Annotated in this window: 16 protein-coding genes; 10 read left to right on the forward strand and 6 right to left on the reverse strand. The window is 46.1% G+C overall.

Annotation, left to right across the window (positions count from 1 at the left end; genetic code table 11):
• Positions 1-53 precede the first annotated feature (53 nt).
• Both pyrE and rph read right to left on the reverse strand, forming a co-directional pair.
• Positions 54-695 (reverse strand): orotate phosphoribosyltransferase, encoded by a 642-nt coding sequence (pyrE, locus tag SVI_RS19210; protein WP_013053327.1) that lies wholly within the window; start codon positions 693-695, stop codon positions 54-56.
• 96 nt (positions 696-791) lie between these two features.
• Entirely contained in the window at positions 792-1505 is a 714-nt protein-coding gene (rph, locus tag SVI_RS19215) for a ribonuclease PH (RefSeq protein WP_013053328.1), read from the reverse strand.
• Between the two features lie 193 nt (positions 1506-1698).
• On the opposite strand from rph, the gene SVI_RS19220 reads away from it, so the two are divergent.
• A complete protein-coding gene (locus SVI_RS19220) occupies positions 1699-2562 on the forward strand; it encodes a YicC/YloC family endoribonuclease (RefSeq protein WP_013053329.1) in 864 nt (287 codons plus the stop codon).
• Positions 2563-2949: 387 nt separating this feature from the next.
• Positions 2950-5313, forward strand: coding sequence for a hypothetical protein (locus tag SVI_RS19225; protein WP_041420113.1), 2364 nt, complete (start codon positions 2950-2952; stop codon positions 5311-5313).
• Between the two features lie 120 nt (positions 5314-5433).
• On the opposite strand, the gene SVI_RS19230 is transcribed toward SVI_RS19225, so the two are convergent.
• The gene (locus SVI_RS19230; protein ID WP_013053331.1) at positions 5434-6816 is read right to left on the reverse strand and encodes an MFS transporter; all 1383 of its coding nucleotides are present in this window, start codon (positions 6814-6816) and stop codon (positions 5434-5436) included.
• Between the two features lie 273 nt (positions 6817-7089).
• Here SVI_RS19230 and SVI_RS19235 point away from each other — a divergent pair, with 273 nt between their 5' ends.
• From SVI_RS19235 to SVI_RS19245, 3 genes are read left to right on the forward strand one after another with little or no spacing between them, the layout of a single operon-like run.
• Positions 7090-8373 (forward strand): ABC transporter substrate-binding protein, encoded by a 1284-nt coding sequence (locus tag SVI_RS19235; protein WP_049791133.1) that lies wholly within the window; start codon positions 7090-7092, stop codon positions 8371-8373.
• Positions 8370-10745 carry an ATP-binding protein gene (locus tag SVI_RS19240; protein ID WP_013053333.1) on the forward strand — a complete coding sequence of 792 codons (2376 nt, stop codon included), beginning with the start codon at positions 8370-8372 and terminating at the stop codon, positions 10743-10745. The genes SVI_RS19235 and SVI_RS19240 overlap by 4 nt, the downstream gene beginning before the upstream one ends.
• Positions 10732-12000 (forward strand): sigma-54-dependent transcriptional regulator, encoded by a 1269-nt coding sequence (locus SVI_RS19245; protein WP_013053334.1) that lies wholly within the window; start codon positions 10732-10734, stop codon positions 11998-12000. Before SVI_RS19240 ends, SVI_RS19245 begins: the two co-directional genes overlap by 14 nt.
• A gap of 183 nt (positions 12001-12183) precedes the next feature.
• On the opposite strand, the gene SVI_RS19250 is transcribed toward SVI_RS19245, so the two are convergent.
• Together SVI_RS19250 and SVI_RS19255 are read right to left on the reverse strand one after the other, a co-directional pair.
• Positions 12184-13251, reverse strand: a complete 1068-nt coding sequence (locus tag SVI_RS19250; RefSeq protein ID WP_013053335.1) for a phosphotransferase enzyme family protein — start codon at positions 13249-13251, stop codon at positions 12184-12186.
• Between the two features lie 262 nt (positions 13252-13513).
• A complete protein-coding gene (locus tag SVI_RS19255) occupies positions 13514-14596 on the reverse strand; it encodes a hypothetical protein (protein ID WP_013053336.1) in 1083 nt (360 codons plus the stop codon).
• Between the two features lie 318 nt (positions 14597-14914).
• Here SVI_RS19255 and gmk point away from each other — a divergent pair, with 318 nt between their 5' ends.
• From gmk to trmH, 5 genes are all read left to right on the forward strand, one after another.
• Positions 14915-15538 (forward strand): guanylate kinase, encoded by a 624-nt coding sequence (gmk, locus tag SVI_RS19260; protein ID WP_013053338.1) that lies wholly within the window; start codon positions 14915-14917, stop codon positions 15536-15538.
• A 57-nt stretch (positions 15539-15595) separates the two neighbouring features.
• A complete protein-coding gene (gene rpoZ / locus SVI_RS19265; protein ID WP_013053339.1) occupies positions 15596-15880 on the forward strand; it encodes a DNA-directed RNA polymerase subunit omega in 285 nt (94 codons plus the stop codon).
• A gap of 13 nt (positions 15881-15893) precedes the next feature.
• Positions 15894-17999, forward strand: coding sequence for a bifunctional GTP diphosphokinase/guanosine-3',5'-bis pyrophosphate 3'-pyrophosphohydrolase (spoT, locus tag SVI_RS19270; RefSeq protein ID WP_013053340.1), 2106 nt, complete (start codon positions 15894-15896; stop codon positions 17997-17999).
• Between the two features lie 33 nt (positions 18000-18032).
• A complete protein-coding gene (locus SVI_RS19275; protein WP_013053341.1) occupies positions 18033-18416 on the forward strand; it encodes a RidA family protein in 384 nt (127 codons plus the stop codon).
• A 91-nt stretch (positions 18417-18507) separates the two neighbouring features.
• A complete protein-coding gene (gene trmH / locus SVI_RS19280; protein ID WP_013053342.1) occupies positions 18508-19206 on the forward strand; it encodes a tRNA (guanosine(18)-2'-O)-methyltransferase TrmH in 699 nt (232 codons plus the stop codon).
• A gap of 506 nt (positions 19207-19712) precedes the next feature.
• On the opposite strand, the gene SVI_RS19285 is transcribed toward trmH, so the two are convergent.
• A complete protein-coding gene (locus tag SVI_RS19285; protein WP_013053343.1) occupies positions 19713-20144 on the reverse strand; it encodes a bifunctional diaminohydroxyphosphoribosylaminopyrimidine deaminase/5-amino-6-(5-phosphoribosylamino)uracil reductase RibD in 432 nt (143 codons plus the stop codon).
• Positions 20145-20343: the final 199 nt, after the last annotated feature.

Raw genomic sequence — 20343 nt, forward strand, 5'->3', positions numbered from 1 at the left:
TCTAAGTCTGTTCGCTGGCGCTCTAGAAGTGAGCCTGCGAACGCTCGAAGGCTTTAAATTCCGTACTGATCGCGATAAGCACTAACCGAAGCTAACTGAACTTCCATGCCCGGCTTTTCAGACAAGTAGTTGATCAGATCGCCCAGCTTGATGATTGAGATGATCTCACAGCCAAAGTCACGCTCAACTTCCTGAATAGCAGATAACTCGCCCTTGCCTTTCTCTTGACGATCCAAAGCAATAAGCACGCCCGCTAACGAAGCGTCATGGGCCTGAATGATCTCCATGGACTCACGAATCGCAGTGCCGGCAGTGATCACATCATCGACGAGCATGACACGACCTTTTAGCTCGCTACCCACTAAGCTGCCACCTTCACCGTGCTGTTTCTTCTCTTTACGGTTAAAGCAATATGGCATATCGATATCATGATGCTCACATAGGGCAACTGCAGTCGTAGTCGCAATTGGGATCCCTTTATAAGCAGGACCGAAAAGCAGATCATGCTCTATGCCAGAATCGACCAAAGCGGTCGCATAAAAACGTCCCAAACGTGCTAGATCTCGCCCGGTATTAAACAGACCGGCATTGAAGAAATAGGGACTGATACGGCCGGATTTAAGCGTAAACTCGCCAAATCTCAACACCTGACGCTCTAAGGCAAACTCGATAAACTCACGCTGATAGGCTTTCACAATCTCTCCTCAATTTAACTTTTCAATATTGATTTGAATAACACTTTCTTATTCAAAAAAGGACCCGTCAGGGTCCTTGTTATCTTTAATTCAATTTTAGTTCAATGCCGCTTTCTGTACATCGACTATTTCACGAATACCGTGCTTAGCCAGTTCCAACATACTAAGTAGTTCTTCATGACTAAATGGCTCGCCTTCGGCAGTGCCCTGGATCTCGATCATCTTACCGGTTTCGGTCATGACCACATTCATATCCGTTTCAGCTGCACTGTCTTCGATATATTCAAGATCACAGATTGGCTCACCTTTATAGATGCCAACACTTACCGCAGCGATAAGGAACTTAAGCGGGTTAGTCTTCAAGATACCCTTGCCACGCGCCCAGTTGAGTGCATCAACCAAAGCAACACAAGCACCGGTAATAGCAGCCGTACGTGTGCCGCCATCTGCCTGAATCACGTCACAATCGATAACGATAGTGTTTTCGCCTAGGGCCTTCATATCCACGGCTGCACGTAGTGAGCGACCGATAAGACGCTGGATCTCTTGAGTACGACCAGATTGCTTACCACGGGCCGCCTCACGGTTCATGCGAGTATGAGTCGAGCGAGGCAACATGCCATATTCAGCCGTAACCCAACCTTGACCTTTTCCTTTAAGAAAACGAGGTACGCCCTCTTCGAAGCTAGCAGTACAAAGTACCTTGGTCTCGCCGAACTCGACTAAAACAGAGCCTTCAGCATGAGCTGTAAACTGACGAGTGATCGTCACTGGACGAGATTGAGCTGGCGTTCTATCACTAGGGCGCATAGATAATTCCTGTATTCACGAATCGATTGGCGATTTTTACTGCATTATTTTGGCTGAGTAGTATAAGGGCATGTGGCCATGGATGCCATGTTATTTAGCCCTGAAAAATAAAGCTGCACTGCTTTACTTTGACCATTACTGCCATAGGTCTATAATCCCAGATCACTTTCACGGTTAAACAATTGGAAAAACCATGATCCAAAGCATGACAGCATACGCACGTATCGAGCACAAAGCAGACTGGGGCAATGCCTCCTGGGAAATCCGCTCAGTCAATCAACGCTATCTTGAGACCTATCTGCGTCTGCCTGAACATTTTCGTAGCCTTGAGCCTTTACTGCGTGACCGATTGCGCAAGCGTCTAAACCGTGGAAAGATCGAAGTTAATCTCAGGTACGATCTTGCCGACAACAAGAGCAACGAACTGCACCTCAACCAAGAGCTTGCCAAACAGCTAGTAAACGCAGCCAACTGGGTCAAACTGGAAGCGGGTCAAGGCGAACTAAACCTAGTCGACATCCTCAAGTGGCCTGGTGTCATGTCGGGTTCAGAGCAAGATATGGATGCATTATCCAAGGAGTTACTGGTTGCCTTCGACAGCGCCATAGACCAGTTTATCGAAGCCCGTGGCCGCGAAGGTGCAGCTATCAATACCATGCTACAGACTCGTCTGGACGCCATAGTCGCACAAGTTGCTATCGTTCGTGAGCACATGCCTACAGTAATGCAATGGCAGCGTGATAAGTTGACTAATCGTCTAGCCGAGATCACCGGTGAACTCGATCCTGCCCGTCTGGAGCAAGAGATGGTCATTCTCGCCCAGAAGATGGATGTAGCAGAAGAGATGGACAGACTCGACGCCCACGTCGCAGAAACCCAGCGCATCCTCAAGAAAGGTGGCGCCCAGGGCCGTCGTCTCGACTTTATGATGCAGGAGTTCAACCGTGAGTCGAACACGCTGGCCTCTAAATCTATCAGCGCAGAGATAACTGCTGCTGCGGTAGAGCTTAAAGTACTAATCGAGCAGATGCGCGAGCAGATCCAGAACGTAGAATAATATTCAGGCTGCTTTATCAAAGAAACCGGCACTTTTAGCCGGTTTTTTTTATGGCTAATTTATCTCTTAGCCGACATCTGTGATCTGTTCAGTCTGCTCTCCAGTATCACGCTATTTAGACTCGAGATTACTGTCAATCCAGCCCTTATAGCAGCACTTTCCTAAGGGAAAATCTGATGTAAGCTAGGTAAAAATCATTCCAGAGGTTGGCGCGTTCGGCCATCAAGCACTACCTTTAGTCTAGCTATCAATTCTAATAATAAGCCGATCTAGATTCCCATCGGTGCCGCGCTAATAGCAACGGCTTGTTTCATTACAAGTCATAAATACTCATGTCTATTTTCAACGGATATTGACCCATCCCATCTAGATCAATGGAGCGACTTGATGAACATACAAAAATTACTGTTAATCTCCTTAGCCGGCTCAATTCTCTGTGCCTGTAGTGGCAGTGACTATGCTAAGGAATCCAATCCCAGCATTCCAGAACCTGCCGCTGTAACTAAAACCGGTAAAGTTGCCGATGGTTACTTAGTGGGGGCCACGGTTTGTTTAGACCTGAATCTGAATAAAACCTGTGACCCGGATGAACCTAGCACCACGAGCACCGCCGGTGGTGATTTCACTATTACTGGGGCAACACAAGAGCAGATAGACGGCTTCCCCTTGCTGGTTGAAGTCACAGTCGGCGTCATCGACGAAGATACCGGAGAAGCGATCACTCAACCCTATACCATGTCGGCTCCGGTGGGATATGAATTCGTCAGTCCTTTAACCACTATGGTGCAAAATGAAGTCGAGCAAGGCAGCGAGCTTAGTGATGCAGAAACTAGTCTGCAGACTCTGTTGGGCACCAGTCTAGATTTCACCCAAGATTATGTCGCCCAGCAAGTTAACGATGAACTGGGCAGTGAAGAGCAGGAAGAATATCAACGCTTACACCATATCGCACAGGTGACGGCCCAGATCATCGCCAATAACTTAGCTGCGGTGCAAGTTGCGGCCGATACCGCAGGGCTCAGCCTAGATGATGTCATAGGTTTAATTGTCGATCAGATCATAGATGCACTGGAAATTATCGTAAATGAAATTGAATTTGTCGAAAATCAAGGGGGGGAATTTAACCCGGACGATGTTGTAGACTCAGACGAGGTCACAAATGCCAGCACAGTACCAACTGATAACCTGGAAGATCAGGTCGCTATCAGAGACGCCGAAGCTCAAGCGGCCGCAGCCAACCTAACTGAATTAGTTTCAAGCGATGGTATCAATATCTTCGAAGGCGGGTTTCATGGCGGCATGATTGACCTCAGGTATGCCACAATTTTATATGATCTCGATACGCAGACAACGTCCGAAACCCGCTTTAAGCTAGTTGAAGGAGTATTTGTTGCTGACGATTCCAGCCTAGAAGATGAAGATTTAATCCTTACAGAACAAGGCTGGATTATGGGTAGTGATAACTTTGCCATCGGCGATCTTAACGATGATGGCAGCATAACCTTGATCAATAAAGATCTGCCCATACTCAGTGAGACCCTAACTGCGGAACAGCTATCCATTTCAGGTCTGAATATTAAGCTCTTCCTCGAAGAGAATAATGGAGAACTTTGGCACAAGGCGCTCCCAGAAGCTGCAACATTCGCTGAAGGTGCTGAAGCATTCGAGCTCAGTTTTAGTAACACCAATGATATCTACACCATCTTTAATTGGGATGGCTGTGAGCCTGAGCATATGGTCGAGGGTATGTGTAATAGTGTTTGGGCACATACCGCTGGCAGCGAGATGGATGGTCCAGCGATCACATTAGACAGCTTAGTCTCAGCGACGGCTTCCGACGGCATGGTCAACAAGATTGTCGGTCCGCACGTTGCCTGGCATGGCAGTCGTTCAGTGATTGTAGAGATGCTTGCTAATGGGACCTCTAATTTCTACAAAATTGAGTGGCAAGCCAAGAGTGACTCAGGAGAAGTTGTCAATGTCGCCAGCTTGATTGCAACCAGCAGCTGGCAAGATACCTTGGTACATGGCAAAAGGTTATTCCTGCTAATCATGCCGGAAAATATTCAAGACTTTGGCGACAATGATGATCAGGATAATGTACTGCTACTGGCAGAATATCAAGGTGCAGTTCGTCGAGGGGAATTTGTTGAATCTGGAGAAGAGTTTGATGACGATGAGTGGGTATATAATCTCATCGCCAAGAATGACATTTTGAACCAGGTCGATCTCAGCTTACTTAATCATGTCACTCCGCCAGAGCCTGATGCCGGTGACTTTATTTGTCGTGATGGGGATTCAGACTGGGACGAAGTAAACGATCGCCCTAAAGAGGGAACCACTCGAACTTTTGCAGAGTACCAAGCTCTCGTCGCTAACTGCCGCGATGGTGAACTCGTATCTTTTTCCACCGATGTCATAGCCAACCATAGATTAAAAAGCTACCACTCAGACGGCACCATAGAAACCATTTTTGTATTCAATACCGATGGCACAGGTAGCATAACGGAACATGATGTCGAGCCTCCCATGGTTGAAGATTTCCATTGGAACGTAAATTCATCGGGAGAGCTCATCATAGAGATGAGAAATTCGGCCGGAACCAATGATGTTAGAGCCGTGATAAGTTTAATCAAACAAGATGGCGATCACTATTCGATTAAAGGCTTTGTCGAGGATATTGCCTGGTCTCCAATGGACGCTAGTGTCGGTGAAGTCTGGAGTGACAAACTGAAACTTTTTAGCCTCTAATGGCTGAGGCATAAATTCCGCCCCTGCAGAGATTCTCTGCTCTTAGAGCCTGTTCAGTTATGGAACAGGCTCTAATTTATCAGAAACTCCCACTAGTACAGAGGGAGCTGCCAACTATACTCACACAGACAAGCGTTTACTCTCCTCCAGCGCTTCGCTACTGTCATCATCCATAGTCACTTTCTTAGCATTCCATACCGTTAGAGCGAGGAACAGCGACAATACCGAAGAGGCTAGCCAAAAATACTGAGCCTGAGTGAAGTCATATACCTCTACACCGTTAATAGTCTGGATATCAATCAGAGATGCCGACACCAGTTCCTGCATAGATGCAGCCATATAGGCACACAGACCGATAAAACCTTTTACCGCTCCAACAGCCTTCTGAGGCATAAGATCACAAGCTGTTAGGCCCGCTAGGAATACCACCAAACCACCGATTGCGAAGCCGATCATGGTTAATGCTACGGCATCGACCATGTGACTGCTTGGTCCGAAGAACAGCAGACACATACCAGCGATATTGGCTATACCGTACATCAAGGTGGGAATGTGTCGATTAGAATTGAATATCTTGTCCGAAACCATCCCCGACAAAATAGCACCCACCAAACCTGCGATAGGATAAGCCGACATGGCAAATCCGGCATCCAGCAGGCTATAACCCTTCACCTCTTGCAGATACAAGACAGCCCAAGAAGACATGGCATAACGGGAAACATACATCATGGCACAGGCCGCAGCTATCAACCAAAGAGTCGGCTGCTTAAGAATAAATATCTGTGCCTTGCGAGTATCCTCTGGGCATGCTTTCTTCTTAGATTCAGGCTCTTCACCGAAGGCGGTAGCAGGGTCCGGCAGACCATAGGTTTGCGGGCGATCTTTGAGTACGATAAGCATACACAGAGCCGCAGCGATTGCCGCAATACCAGCACCGATGAAACCGGCTTGCCAACCAAAATAGCTCACTAGAGAGGCGGTCAAAATCCAAGTAATCGCCTCGCCGATATTACGTGAACCAGCCCAGAGCGCATAGCGACTGCCTCTTTGTTTAGGCGAGAACCACTGAAACAGCGACACACATGAAGGTGCCGAGCCCACTGATTGAAACCAGCCATTCAGGCCCCAAAGCAGGATGAAGAAAAAGCTGGCCGTACTCATTCCCATAGCGATTGCTGTCACCCCCGACAGCAAAAGGGAGATCGACATAAATCTGCCTATGTTGGCGTAGTCTGACAGCAAACCGTTGGAAAACTTACCGATCGCATAGGTGAAGAAGAACGCCGATCCCATGATACCCAGTTCTGACAAGGTGACTATGTCCGCATCCAGCATGGGCTTCTTGACCACCCCCAGACTTAGACGAACCACGTAGAACACAGCGTAGCCAAATACCAAGCCAAGGAAGACTTGCCATTGATAACGTTTATATTTTTTTTGCATCTCTTCGGTAGAACCATCCATCAGTGGTTGGTCTGGCCGCGTTTTGAAAAATCCAAACATATGTAACCCCATTAGTATTTAGCCTAGATGGGGCCAATAATTGCCTAAGAGTTAGCCACTGACAAAACAGCCATTACGGGTCAATGCTGACTCAAACAGGAATAACCATGAGTCAAAATCAGCCTATTTCCCTCAAAGAAATGAACAAGATGATGATAAAATAAGGTTAATTATTTTATCTGGTGTCAGTATTGACTCAGAATTGAAAACACATTTTTTTATAAAACTTAAAATATGCGATCTAGATCGAAAAAAGGTGGCTTGGGGACGGATATGCAACAGACATCAAGTTTTCTCTTAATCATGCTGTCATTAATTATACTCATCAGCCCTCTCCAAACTATGGCGGAGCCAGATGACAAGACTTTAGTGATTCTCACCACCCTGTCCGAAAAGCCACTCCAACCCATAATTGAAAAATTCAAACAACAACATAATGATATTGAAATCAAAATCATTCATAGAAGAACTAGCACAAGTATTAAATTATTGAATCAAGGGTATATCGGCGATATTGATCTCGTTATCTCTACCTCGCCCTTCTTAATGAATCGGTTAATCAAGACCAAGCAATTAAAACAGTTAGATACCAAATACCAGCCCCCTCTCTGGTTAGCTCCACATAGCTTGGCCGCAGACAACAGAATAGTCGTATTCGGTTATTCCGGTGCGGTGATCCTATGGAATAAAGATTATTTAAAACAGTACCAGCTGCCGATACCCACTCATTGGGAAGACCTAACACAGGCGGTATTTTTTCAACACATCACCATGAGTACTCCGACACGTTCAGGGACCACTCAGATGATGGTTGAAAGTATTCTGCAGCATTATGGTTGGGATAAAGGCTGGAGCCTGTTACTCAATATAGGAGCCAATCTAGCCACTATCTCTTCCCGTAGCTTCGGCGTCAGTGAATCAATCTCCAGTGGTATGCTCGCCGCAGGTCCAATGATCGACAGTTATGCTATAAACTTAGCCAAGCTGGACTACCTAGGTTTCTCCTATTTATCTAATGTCGCCCTGATGCCCTGCTATGTCGGGATCATAGAGGGCTCAGTGCAAGACAAGCTTTCGACTCAATTTATCGACTTCCTACTGTCTGAGCCTAATCAGCAAGCACTGCCCAGTAGTACTTTAGCCAAACAATCGATCCACGATCCATCTCTGGCCAACACGCTAAATTTCACTCTTAATCAGGGACTCATGCTACAGAGGGAACTGACCATCAACACCCTGTTTGACCTAGCTATCAGCCAACAGCTCCCCCAGCTACAAGATGCCTGGTTGAGCGTGATTGAAGCGGAGCAGACATTTAAAGACCAGCCTTCTAAACTGGCTGAAATTCATCGAGCCAAGCAATTGATGTTTCAATTTCCGATCAGTGAAACTCAAGCCTTAGAGATGCAGACAATGAATAATCACTATGGAGGAGATCCACAATACAATCCCGTCAAAGTCAGACTCTTGCAGAACTGGCGACAGCGCCTGAGCCTCAACTTGAATAAAGCGAGTCGAATCATCAATGACATCAATGAGCAAGAACACCAAGAATGAAGCTTTTTAACTACCACACCATAGGCTCAAAATTAGTCCTAGCTTTTGCTGGCTGTAGCTTGCTCATTACTATCATCAGCGCCGTCGCACTGACCACCTGGAATAATCTCGATAACCATGTCAGTACCATATTAGACTCCAGTGTGCCCACACTAAACACCAGCTATCAATTAGAGAGTCATAGCGCCCAATTACAAGCCTTGATAGCCAAGATTCAGGCTTCAACCAACAAGGCTGAGCATAACAAGCTAAAATTACTATTAGATAAAGAACTGACAAAGATTACTAAAAGAGTCAACCACTTAAGAAGTAACCCGGACACCTCAGAGCTCAACTTTGGCTACGCTAAGTTGGCAAATGATATAGACAACTTGGAGCGCCAGCTGTTAAAGCGAATCGATAACCAACGTGAAATCGACAGCATAAAAGAAAAAATTCATTGGATACATCAGGATATCAGAGACGAACTCCTCCCCCTGAGACAGGAACTTCAATGGCAGCTGACTCGGGTGAATCTCAAACATGACCCTAAGGGACAAAGGAACAATATCGCTGATGAGTTTTCAACCACTCAGAGCCTGATGGACAAGGAAAGCCGAGTTTATGAGCAGATAATCGAGTTAATTGCCACTCAACACGGTTCTCAAATAGATAATGCCTTCGAGGTTATAAACTACAAGCTCATGGATATTCACTCACTCAGTGAGAGTATTTTCTATCACTCCTCAACAATCGCATATCGACAACTTCTAGGCGAACTAACCAAGATAATGCGACCAAAGGAGATGCTGCGACAAAGACTGCATAATAAATTGCAATTAGAGACCAAGATCGACCAGGCCAATGTATCGATACAGTCTCAACTGGCACAACAACATAAGCAGATACGCAACATGGTTGCCAATGCAGCCCAGACACTTAAAATCGTCAAGCTCAATATCAAGCAAACGATCAGTTACAGTAACCGGCTATTGATTATCTGTTTCAGTATTTCCATTGGCATCAGTTTATTCCTCACCCTATATTTCATCAGAAACCGAATAATAAACCGGTTAAATCAGCTGAGTGAAAGTCTATCGGACATCAATGAGGGTAAATTGGATTTAGACATAAAGGTATCCGGTACCGACGAGATCGGCCAAATAGGCGAGCTGTTGCGGCAATTCTGTCTCCAGATGAGAGAAATGGAGAAAACCAATGCGTTGAACCTCATCAACAATACTCAAGCCAGCATAATTACCTGTGATCTATTCGGTAAAATTGAGTCGGTCAATCCATCGGCAAGACAACTGTTTGAGCTGCCAGTCTCAGGTGAATTAAACATGGTATGGGACTGCTTTTCATCACCAGATATTCAGGAGTTGCAATCTCAGTTTAGTGAAGTCGGCTCACTGCTCGACACGGGCTCTGGCAGTGTCACCCTATTCATAGCAGCGGACACCTCAGTCTTGACTCCAGCTTACCTGAAGCTGGACTTACACCTGTTCAAACAGGGCCATCAGCAAAAAGTCATCATCACTATCTCGGATATTACTGAGCACATAGAAACCAAACACATACTTGAGATGCATGTGAATGAGAAGACCCAGTCTCTCACCCAAGCCAATAAAGAATTAATCGCCGAAGTAGAACTGCACCGAAGAACAGAGAAGAACCTGAGAGATACCCAAACCGAATTGATTCAAGCGGCTAAGATGGCTGTGGTTGGCCAGGCTATGACCTGTACCGCCCACGAGCTTAATCAGCCCCTGTCGGCAATCTCAACCTATTTGTTCAGCGCACAAATGGCATTAGACAAGCATGAGTATGACTCACTGCCCAATGCCCTCAAAAAAATTGAACTCCTCAGTATCCGCATGAGCAAAATAGTGCAGAATTTACGTAATTTTGCGAAGAAAAACCCGGCCGACAGCCCATTAATTCAGATCGAACTGCACGATATAGCCGAGCAAGCCAGAGCCATAGTCATCACTAAAGCGAAACGACAGCAGACTAAGATAACCAATCATCTGCCAATCGGTATATACACTCAGGCCGACGGCATTCAATTAGAGCAGATCATCATCAACCTCTTGGTAAACAGTTGTGATGCGGTAGCGAGCTCGAAGATAAGAGAGATAGATATCATATATCTGGGTTCGAATAACGAGTCACATACCTTAGCCATTCTAGACTCGGGGCACGGCTTAGAACCTGAGATTCTTACTAGCCTTTTTACCCCCTTTACCACCACCAAAGAGCTAGGCCTAGGACTCGGACTAAGCATTAGCCAAGCCATAATCGAACGCTTTCACGGTGCTATTATTCCCGCATCCGGCCTAACGGGCGGTGCCATGCTAATATTGGAATTACCTCAGTATGACAACAAGTAATTGTTTAGAAATACTCTTAGTAGATGACGATCAAGATGTACTGGACGCCTATCATCACCTATTTTCTCTCGCCGGATATCGGACTAGAATATTCACGAACCCGTTATCGGCCCTGGATTTTATCCCTATCGATTGGCCTGGGATTGTCGTTACCGATATGTATATGCCTCAGCTCAGCGGCATGGAACTGCTAACTCAGCTGAAGGAAAGAGATCCTCGGCTACCTGTGATAATGATTTCGGGTCATGGGGATATACCCATGGCATTGAAGGCAGTCAAACACGGTGCATGTGACTTTTTAGAAAAGCCCATCAAGCCCGCAGAGCTGCTGGCACTCATCACTAAACAGCTGAATTCACGCCATCAATACCTGCAACAGAAGAGCTCACTCAACAAGACCTTGACCAGAGAACTGATAGGTAAATCGGCACAGGTGAATAACATCCGTCAGGTTCTATCTGAGATGGCATTACTCGATAGCAACGTCTGTATCTATGGTGAATCTGGGACTGGCCGCCACAATGTGGCCTCACTGCTCCATAGCTTGAGCGCCAGAGCGACACTGCCCCTAATTCAATTAAATGGCAATCAGATCAAGACCATTTCAGATATAGAAAATCTGTTCACCCAAGCATCACAAGCAAGTATTATTCTCTCCTTCCCCGAACTCCTATCCCATGAAATACAACATTGGCTGGCCGAGTTCTTACTCAACCAGGAAAGAACTCAATCTAAGCCTATACGACTAATCACCATTTTCAGCGACTCGCCGGAAATCTATATCGGCGAACAGAGCCTGTTACCTGAACTCTATTACATCATCAATCAGAGCAATATAGAGCTGCCACCACTAAGAAAGAGACCCGATGACATAGCTCAGCTATTTCATTATTTTCTCAAACGAAGTTGCAATAAGCTGGCAAAGCCTCTGCCTAGTGTCGATAAAAGTTACCTCTCGACCCTACGCAAGCACTCCTGGGATGGTAATGTCCGCGAGCTGAGGAATGTCGCCGAGCTGTTTGCTATAGGCATAGTTAAACTAACAGGACAGAATCGAACTCAGTCAATGGATCAGACCCATAGCCCCCTAGATAACCTGGTCAATGACTATGAAAAACAGATTATCGAAGATGCTCTATATCTATTTTCTGGCAGAGTTGCAGATGCAGCCAATTACCTCCAGATACCTAGGAAGAAACTCTATTTGCGGCTGAAAAAACATGGAGTAGACAAAAAAGACTATAAGACACTATGAGTATCTAATAGTAATCCAACTAAATATGACGCGACATGATACTCATCAAACAGATATGTTTGATGAGTGACTCAAACCTAGATTGAGCCAGGATGTTCTGGTATTAGAGATGCACAAACCGAACTAAGATAAAAGATGGGCGCAGCCCTTCGGCTCCGCCTCTTTGCCTAAGCAGCTAAAGACTTATTTTAAATAATTTTTTAGCTGACCTTCCTGCTCAAGCAAGCTCTTATAGAGGGTGAATTGATTCGCCGCACGCTGCAAATTATGGCTTTCATGGTGAATGTTGAAATACACATCACCATTGAGGTGATCGGTCAGGAAGCGAACCCCTATCATCAGACAGATCACCCGGGCACCTAGCCACAGACTGGACTTCTCATCTTGAGTTAACACGGTATCGAGTTCACTCAAATAACCACGGCAAATTGCGGCAAAGATAGATTCACGCACATGCACATTCTCAAGAGAGGTAGAGTCTTCCTCCTCCGGCGAGGTGAAAGTTCTCACCATGTCACCGAAATCATACATGAGATGTCCCTTCATGCAGGTATCAAGATCTATGATAGCCAAACTGCTCATATCACGCTTGTCGTAGAGCATATTATTGATTTTTGTGTCGTTATGACATATTCGAAGAGGCAGGATTGGCGATATTTGAGCAAGTTCTTGTAAAATATCCTGCTGAGAAAATACGAAATCAACCCAGTCACTACAGCTTGCTAACCTATTTTCTTGATCACATGTTACCGCCGCCTTCAGCTGGTCTATACGTCCGGGAAGATGGTGAAACTGTGGAATAACATCCTCAAGCTGAGTCGCATCGAGATCGCTCAATGCCGATGAAAAATGTCCAAATGCCTTGGCTGCTGAAAAGGCTTCATCTTCAGAACTCACCACATCTATACTGTGACTATGGGGAAGATAGTTAATAGCACGCCAAAAACCTTGTTCACCGAGATCCACCGCCAGCAGACCTTTATCGGTACGCACAGGCGCCACAATTTCAAGAGAATACTCACTCTTCTGGCGCTTTGTTGCTAAATGCTCGGCAATTTTATGGGCATTTTCTACCAAGGCCTTAGGGGTCTTAAATACCTGGGTATTGATTCCCTGTAGCACGAGTTCACCATTGCTCCAGCGAACCAGAAAGGTATCATTTATATGACCATTTCCCAAGGGGGAAACTTTGGCATCACTGGTCCGAATACCAAAATAGGGCAGCACAGACTGCCTGACAAAATCGATCACTCAATAACTCCATTTCTCTTATGATGTAAAACTCCTGAGAGCTTTTGTTTCACCCGCACCACATCCCACGCTAGGTTACCCCGAACCAAGCGTCCTGTGCCCTAGCCACTCAGTTCAGTTGCTATAACGTTCAGTGGATGATGGATGCCATGTATATGCTGCATAACGGCCGGTAAATAACGTTCAGATTTAGACTCTGAACCAGATCTAAGATGCATCGATTTAGCCAAGCAGTCTAAAGATTTAGTGATATTTATTCCAGCTATAAATAAGGCCTAAAAGCGGTGTTTTTTGACAGTGCGGACTGGCTGCCCTTGAGACTGAAATCATAGCCGCACAGCTTGATGCTGCCACGTATCGCTATATCAGAGATAATCCCTTGAGTGTCTAATGGTGAGAAACGTGCCTCGATTGACGTATCAGGCATATGTTCCACCAAGATGGGTCGATAATTACTGCCATCGTTAAAACTCAGCTTGGCACAGCTTGTGTCACCCTTTGCCGATGCAAGGGACCAGAGCTCACCTGCTGGGCGCTTCTCTCCTAACCAACGAATGATCAGCACATCATTTTCCAGCAGCACGCTAAACCCATCGGGGATCTTAGCCTCCTGCCTAACCTGTGCCGGTACCTTTGCTGATATTTCTGCAACTAACTCACTCTTAACCTCTTCATCGGTCGATAGCAGCTCCAACAGGCCTGCTATGAGCACTAAAACTCCCAGACCAGTCGCAACAGCTAGCAATAATTTGCGGTTCTCTTTGGCCCAATAACTCCACTGCCTCATTGCCATGGAGCCCGACAACCTTGAGGAAGAAGATGTCTGCCGTTTATGATGCTTCTCTTCTACCACACCTTCATAAGCATGAGACTCTTCAGCGTCATATTCATTATCAGCTGCAAGGTCCCCATATAAGCTAGGCTCAACCCGCCTACGATTCACTCTTGATGCAGATATGACCGCTGGACCCGCATAGCCTTGATGATAGAAGTTAACCTTGCCTACGGGGGAGAGTCTGGCAAAGAAGAGGCTGATTAAAACGGCGATAAGCAGAATCACCACAGATAGCACTAAGCTAGCAGCATAGGCGAGTGTGATTGAGAATAAGAAAAGAGGAATCAAAACCAGGCCGGCATGCCAACTTGGCCGTGCCACATCACGCATTCTTCTATAAGCGCTCAAGCCAAGCACTGGGGCGAGTAAACAGCCTAGCACTAAGAGGCCTGCACTTTGACCAAAGAGCATGCAGCCTAGTAGCAAAACAAGATAAACAGAGGCACTAATTACCGCAAATCTGACACCGTTATCTCGGCCACTGAAGCAAAAGAGTGATTGATATTGCATTGAAAAAAACACCTAATAAAATGGAATACTCTCACCCCTATGAGTTAAGAGTAAAAAAGAAGCGGCCAACAAGCCTTAGGCATAATACACCCTAAATGGCCGAATTAACCCTATACAGGCTAAACAATTTATTGCTCAAAGTCAGTGCCAGCTTGAATAAAGCCATTAAACTTATTTCACTTATCCAGTTTGTTCAAAAAACCTTAAACCTATTAGGATTAAACTGCCACTAGCGCCCCAGCCCAAGTGGGGCGTATAATGCACAGCTTCCCGATGCTCGGGAGCCACATTTCGTTTTAAATTTTGGATGCTTAACTCATGACCGCACGCGGAAACCTATTTATCGTATCAGCGCCCAGTGGCGCAGGTAAATCCTCTCTCATTTCGGCACTTCTGCAGGATAAACCTGCCGATAAACAAGTTTCTGTGTCTCATACGACCCGCCAACCTCGTCCGGGTGAAGTCAACGGACAGCACTATCATTTTGTGACCAAAGAAGAGTTTAAAGCCTTGATCACCGAAAATGCTTTTTTCGAGTGGGCCGAGGTGTTTGGCAACTACTATGGTACGTCTCGAAAAGTGATCGAACAAACCTTGACCGATGGCATAGATGTTTTTCTCGATATCGACTGGCAAGGGGCGCAACAGGTCAAAAAAGTGATGCCTGAGGCCATAGGGATATTTATTCTTCCTCCCTCTAGAACTGAATTAGAGAAGCGTCTGACGGGTCGTGGCCAAGATAGCAAAGAAGTCATTGCCAGCCGTATGGCTCAGGCTGCATCAGAGATCTCTCATTATAACGAATATGACTTCATCATCATTAATGACGATTTCGACACGGCTTTAGCCGACTTAGTCGCAATTATCCGCAGCCAACGTCTAACGGATACTGGCCAAATTCATGCGCACAATGATATGATACAAGGTCTGCTGGCAGACTAGGTGCCAACATGAACAATTTTGCGTCATTTTTTTCATCCTAACACTGGAGTTCCATACATGGCTCGCGTAACTGTAGAAGACGCCGTAAACCAAATCGGCAACCGTTTTGATATGATCCTGGTTGCAGCGCGTCGTGCTCGCCAAATCGCTGTGCAGGGTAAAGACCCTATGGTTGAAGAAGAGAACGACAAGCCTACGGTTATCGCACTGCGCGAAATCGAATTAGGTTTAGTTACTGCTGACACTTTGGATGCCGATGAGCGCCAAACTGTTCGTGAACGTGAAGCAGCTGAAATTGCTGCTGTAGCTGCGATTGCTGAAGGTCGCAACGACATATTATAAGGAGTGCAACCACTTGTATCTGTTTGAAGGTCTCAAAGAGTCTGCATCAAGTTATTTAGAACCTGATCAGGTAGCATTACTCAAGCAGGCCTACCTGGTGGCGCGTGATGCCCACGAAGGTCAAATGCGCACAAGTGGTGAACCCTATATTACACACCCGGTTGCGGTCGCCCGCATCCTGGCCGATATGCGTCTCGATCATGAGACGCTTATGGCCGCTCTCCTGCATGACACTATCGAAGACACCCCAGTAACCAAAGATGAATTAGCTGAAATTTTCAGTGAATCCATCGCCGAACTGGTCGAAGGCGTCTCCAAACTCGATAAGCTAAAATTTCGCGACAAGAAAGAAGCCCAAGCCGAAAACTTCCGCAAAATGATGATGGCCATGACTCAAGACATTCGAGTGATCCTCATCAAGTTAGCCGACAGAACCCACAATATGCGTACCCTTGGAGCCTTAAGGCCCGATAAGCGTCGTCGTATTGCCCGGGAAACTCTGGAAATTTATGCCCCGATTGCCAATCGTCTCGGTATCCATAATATCAAGACAGAGCTGGAAGACTTAGGTTTCCAAGCTTACTACCCTATGCGCTACCGCGTATTGAGAGAAGTAGTGAAAGCGGCTCGCGGTAATCGAAAAGAATTAATCCAGAGCATAGAATCCGCGGTGCATACTCGTCTGGGAGATACTGGGCTCGTGGGCACAGTCAAAGGTCGAGAGAAAAACCTCTACTCCATCTACAACAAGATGCGCGGCAAAGAACTGCAATTTCAGGAAGTCATGGATATCTACGCCTTTCGCGTCGTCGTCGATTCCATAGATACCTGTTATCGGGTCATGGGCGCCATGCATGGCCTTTATAAGCCTCGCCCGGGCCGTTTCAAAGATTATATTGCCATTCCAAAAGCCAACGGCTATCAGTCATTGCATACCTCGCTATTTGGCCCCCATGGCGTACCGGTCGAAATACAGATCCGTACCGAAGATATGGACCAGATGGCGGATAAAGGGATTGCGGCTCATTGGATCTATAAAAAAGGCAACTCGGGTCAGCAAGGCACTACAACACAAGTTCGTGCTCGCAAGTGGATGCAGAGCTTATTAGAGCTGCAGCAGAGTGCCAGCACCTCATTCGAATTTGTTGAAAATTTCAAGACTGAACTCTTCCCGGAAGAGATTTACGTATTTACCCCTGAAGGTCGTATTTTAGAACTTCCAGTTGGGGCTACCCCGGTGGACTTTGCCTACGAAGTTCATACCGATGTAGGTACTACCTGTGTCGGCGCGCGCGTTAACCGCCAAGCCTACCCCTTGAGTCAGCCACTTATCTCGGGACAGACTATCGAGATCATCACCGCCAAAGGTGCGAGGCCAAATGCGGCCTGGCTTAACTTCGTAGTGACAGGCAAGGCTCGCGCAAAGATCCGTCAGCTACTCAAGAGCCTCACCGAAGACGATGCGGTTATTTTAGGTAAACGCCTACTCAACCATGCATTAGGCGAAACCAAACTAGATTCCATAGCACCAGAGCAGATAGCTCAGGTCGTTAACGACACCAAACATAACACCTTAGATGAATTGCTGGCCGATATTGGTCTGGGCAATGCCATGAGTATAGTGATAGCTCAAAGATTAGTCGGCGATCAGGTCGTGGCTCAGGAACATAATGATTCCCACATGATGCCTATTCGCGGTGCAGAGGGAATGCTAGTCACCTTCGCTAACTGTTGTCTGCCTATTCCGGGTGATGCGGTTATTGCACACGTGAGCCCGGGCAAAGGTCTAGTCGTTCATATGGAAAGCTGCTCTAACATCCGTGGCTATCAGGGTGAGCCAGACAAATATATCCCGGTTCAATGGGATAACGCCGAAGGCGTCGAGTTCCAGACGAATCTGCGAGTAGAGATAGTCAACCACCAAGGTGCGCTGGCCAAAATCACCTCGATAGTTGCCGGCGAAGAGGCAAATATTCACAACTTGAGTACCGAAGAGCGTGATGGAAGAGTCTTCCTGATCAACCTGAGGATCTCAGTTAAAGACCGTATCCATCTAGCAAACGTGATGCGACGTATCAGGGTGCTGCCCGAAGTACTTAGAACATCCCGTAATCGATAAATAACTCATCAAGACTAACTTAGAGAGAGCGTTATGGCAGAAAAAATCATCATAGCAACCGATAAGGCACCACAGGCAATCGGCACTTATTCTCAGGCTGTTAAAGTGGGCAGCACTGTCTATCTATCTGGTCAAATCCCATTAGACCCTGCAACTATGCAGATGGTTAGCGATGAATTTTCTGCTCAAGTAGTGCAAGTCTTCGACAACTTGACCGCGGTCTGTGAAGCCGCCGGCGGTTCTTTGAGTGATATCGTCAAGCTTAATATTTTCATGACAGATCTAAGCAACTTCGCCACGGTCAACGAGATCATGGAGCGTTACTTCTCTCAGCCTTACCCGGCTCGTGCGGCTATCGGGGTTAAACAACTACCGAAAGGCTCACTAGTAGAGATGGATGGAGTGATGGAGATTTAATCTCCTTGCACATTCTATCGAGGGCGCTTCGGCGCCCTTTTGTTTTCCTATTATAAATGCATATACAGCTACAAATTAAAGAAGTAACCCCATGAGCCCAGAACGCCTTGCACGTATCAATGAAATGCTGGATAACCGTCAGCCAGATCTCACCCTATGTTTAGATAGGGTTCATAAGACCAACAACATAGCAGCCGTGATCCGCACCGCCGATGCCGTGGGTATCCATCAAGTTCATGCGGTATGGCCAGATATAGAGATGCGTGTCTCGGGTAATACCGCTTCTGGTAGCCAACAATGGGTGAAAACCATTAAGCACTATCATATGGATGACGCCGTACAAGCTTTTCGCGCTCAGGATATGCAAATCTTAGCCACCAACTTCTCGGCAGATGCCGTCGATTTTCGTGAAATCGATTATACCCGCCCCACGGTTATCATCTTAGGCAATGAACATGATGGCGTGAGTCCAGAAGGCATCGCTGCCGCGGATCAGCACATCATCATTCCCATGATAGGCATGGTGCAATCACTCAATGTCTCGGTAGCATCGGCACTCATCATGTATGAGGCCCAGCGACAGCGACAAGTCGCCGGCATGTATGGCACTCGTAAGCTAGATGATGACTACTGTCAGATAAAGCTATTTGAGCAGGGCCATCCCATCTATGCCAAGGCTTGCACACGCAAGAATATTCCCTACCCTAAGGTCGACCATCTAGGGGAAATCGTCGCCGATGACATCTGGTGGGCAAAAATGCGCTCACCGGAATTTCACGCCGCTGTTTGAGCGGTTCAAAACTAAAAATCTAGTTCACTTGTCGGATAACAAGTTGCTTAAGTATCTTGGTAGTTGGGTTCATTGGGCTGGTTTGGTGTTTGGTTGTTATCTGGTAAGCATGGCTTCATTGTTATCTATCACCTGCCGTGGGTGCTGTACAGGATGTATGAATGTCGTGATCACATGGATGTGAATGAACGATCTTAAGTGCAAACACTTCTGCGACACGCTGTAATGACTTGTCAGATAACAAGTTAGTTAAATATCCATTGAGTTAGGTTCGTTTGGCGGGTTTGGTATTTGGCTAATTTTTGGCTAGCTAAGCTTCAATTTAATCTATAGCCTGCGGCTCGCTAAATGTGCAAACACTTCTGTGACACGCTGTAAATACGTCCATGTAAGCTCTACGAAAACATCCTTGTTTTCGAAGGTCACAGCCGCGTTCACACCCTGAGTATTTTCTTCTTCGATTTGATTTTTACTGACTAGTAACTCACTTCTGGCAGAAAGGTTAGTTATGACTTTCCAAGATAAGGAGAGAGAAATTCACTAACCTCTTTAGAAGCAACACCAATATCGACTTTTATGCCTTCCTTTTCTAGCGTTTGAATACCCTTTCCATTATTTCTAAGATCAGGGTCTAAAATGGCAACTACAACTCTCTTAATACCTGATTTTACAAGAGTAGAAGCACATGCGGGAGTTCTACCAACAAATGAGCAAGGCTCCAGAGTAACGTATGCGGTCACTAGTCCCATTGAACCATCATAAGCATTTAGAGCTTCCATCTCGGCATGGTTACCACCTATTTTCTGAGTATACCCCTCGGCAATGACTTGATCATCGAGAACAAGCACGCAACCTACAGGAGGATTTGGCTGACATTCAGGCAGAGCTGTCTGAGATAGCTTTAATGCTCGAAGCATAAATTTTTTATCAAAATCCATTTAAATACTCAGTGAAGAACGTTCGTTTACATTAACAAATATATGGCAGAAGTGATGTAAGAACATTCGAGTAAAATACTGACTCTAAAAGGGGCAATAACTGCTTAGAGCGCTCACTCTAGGATGCAGCTGGACAGAAGCTTGTTAGTGCATAGGCTCGTTAGTTTGTACTTCGTATGAGTAATAGTATGTAGATATC

Origin of the sequence: Shewanella violacea DSS12, assembly GCF_000091325.1 — a bacterium.
In the GTDB taxonomy this organism is placed as follows: domain Bacteria; phylum Pseudomonadota; class Gammaproteobacteria; order Enterobacterales; family Shewanellaceae; genus Shewanella; species Shewanella violacea.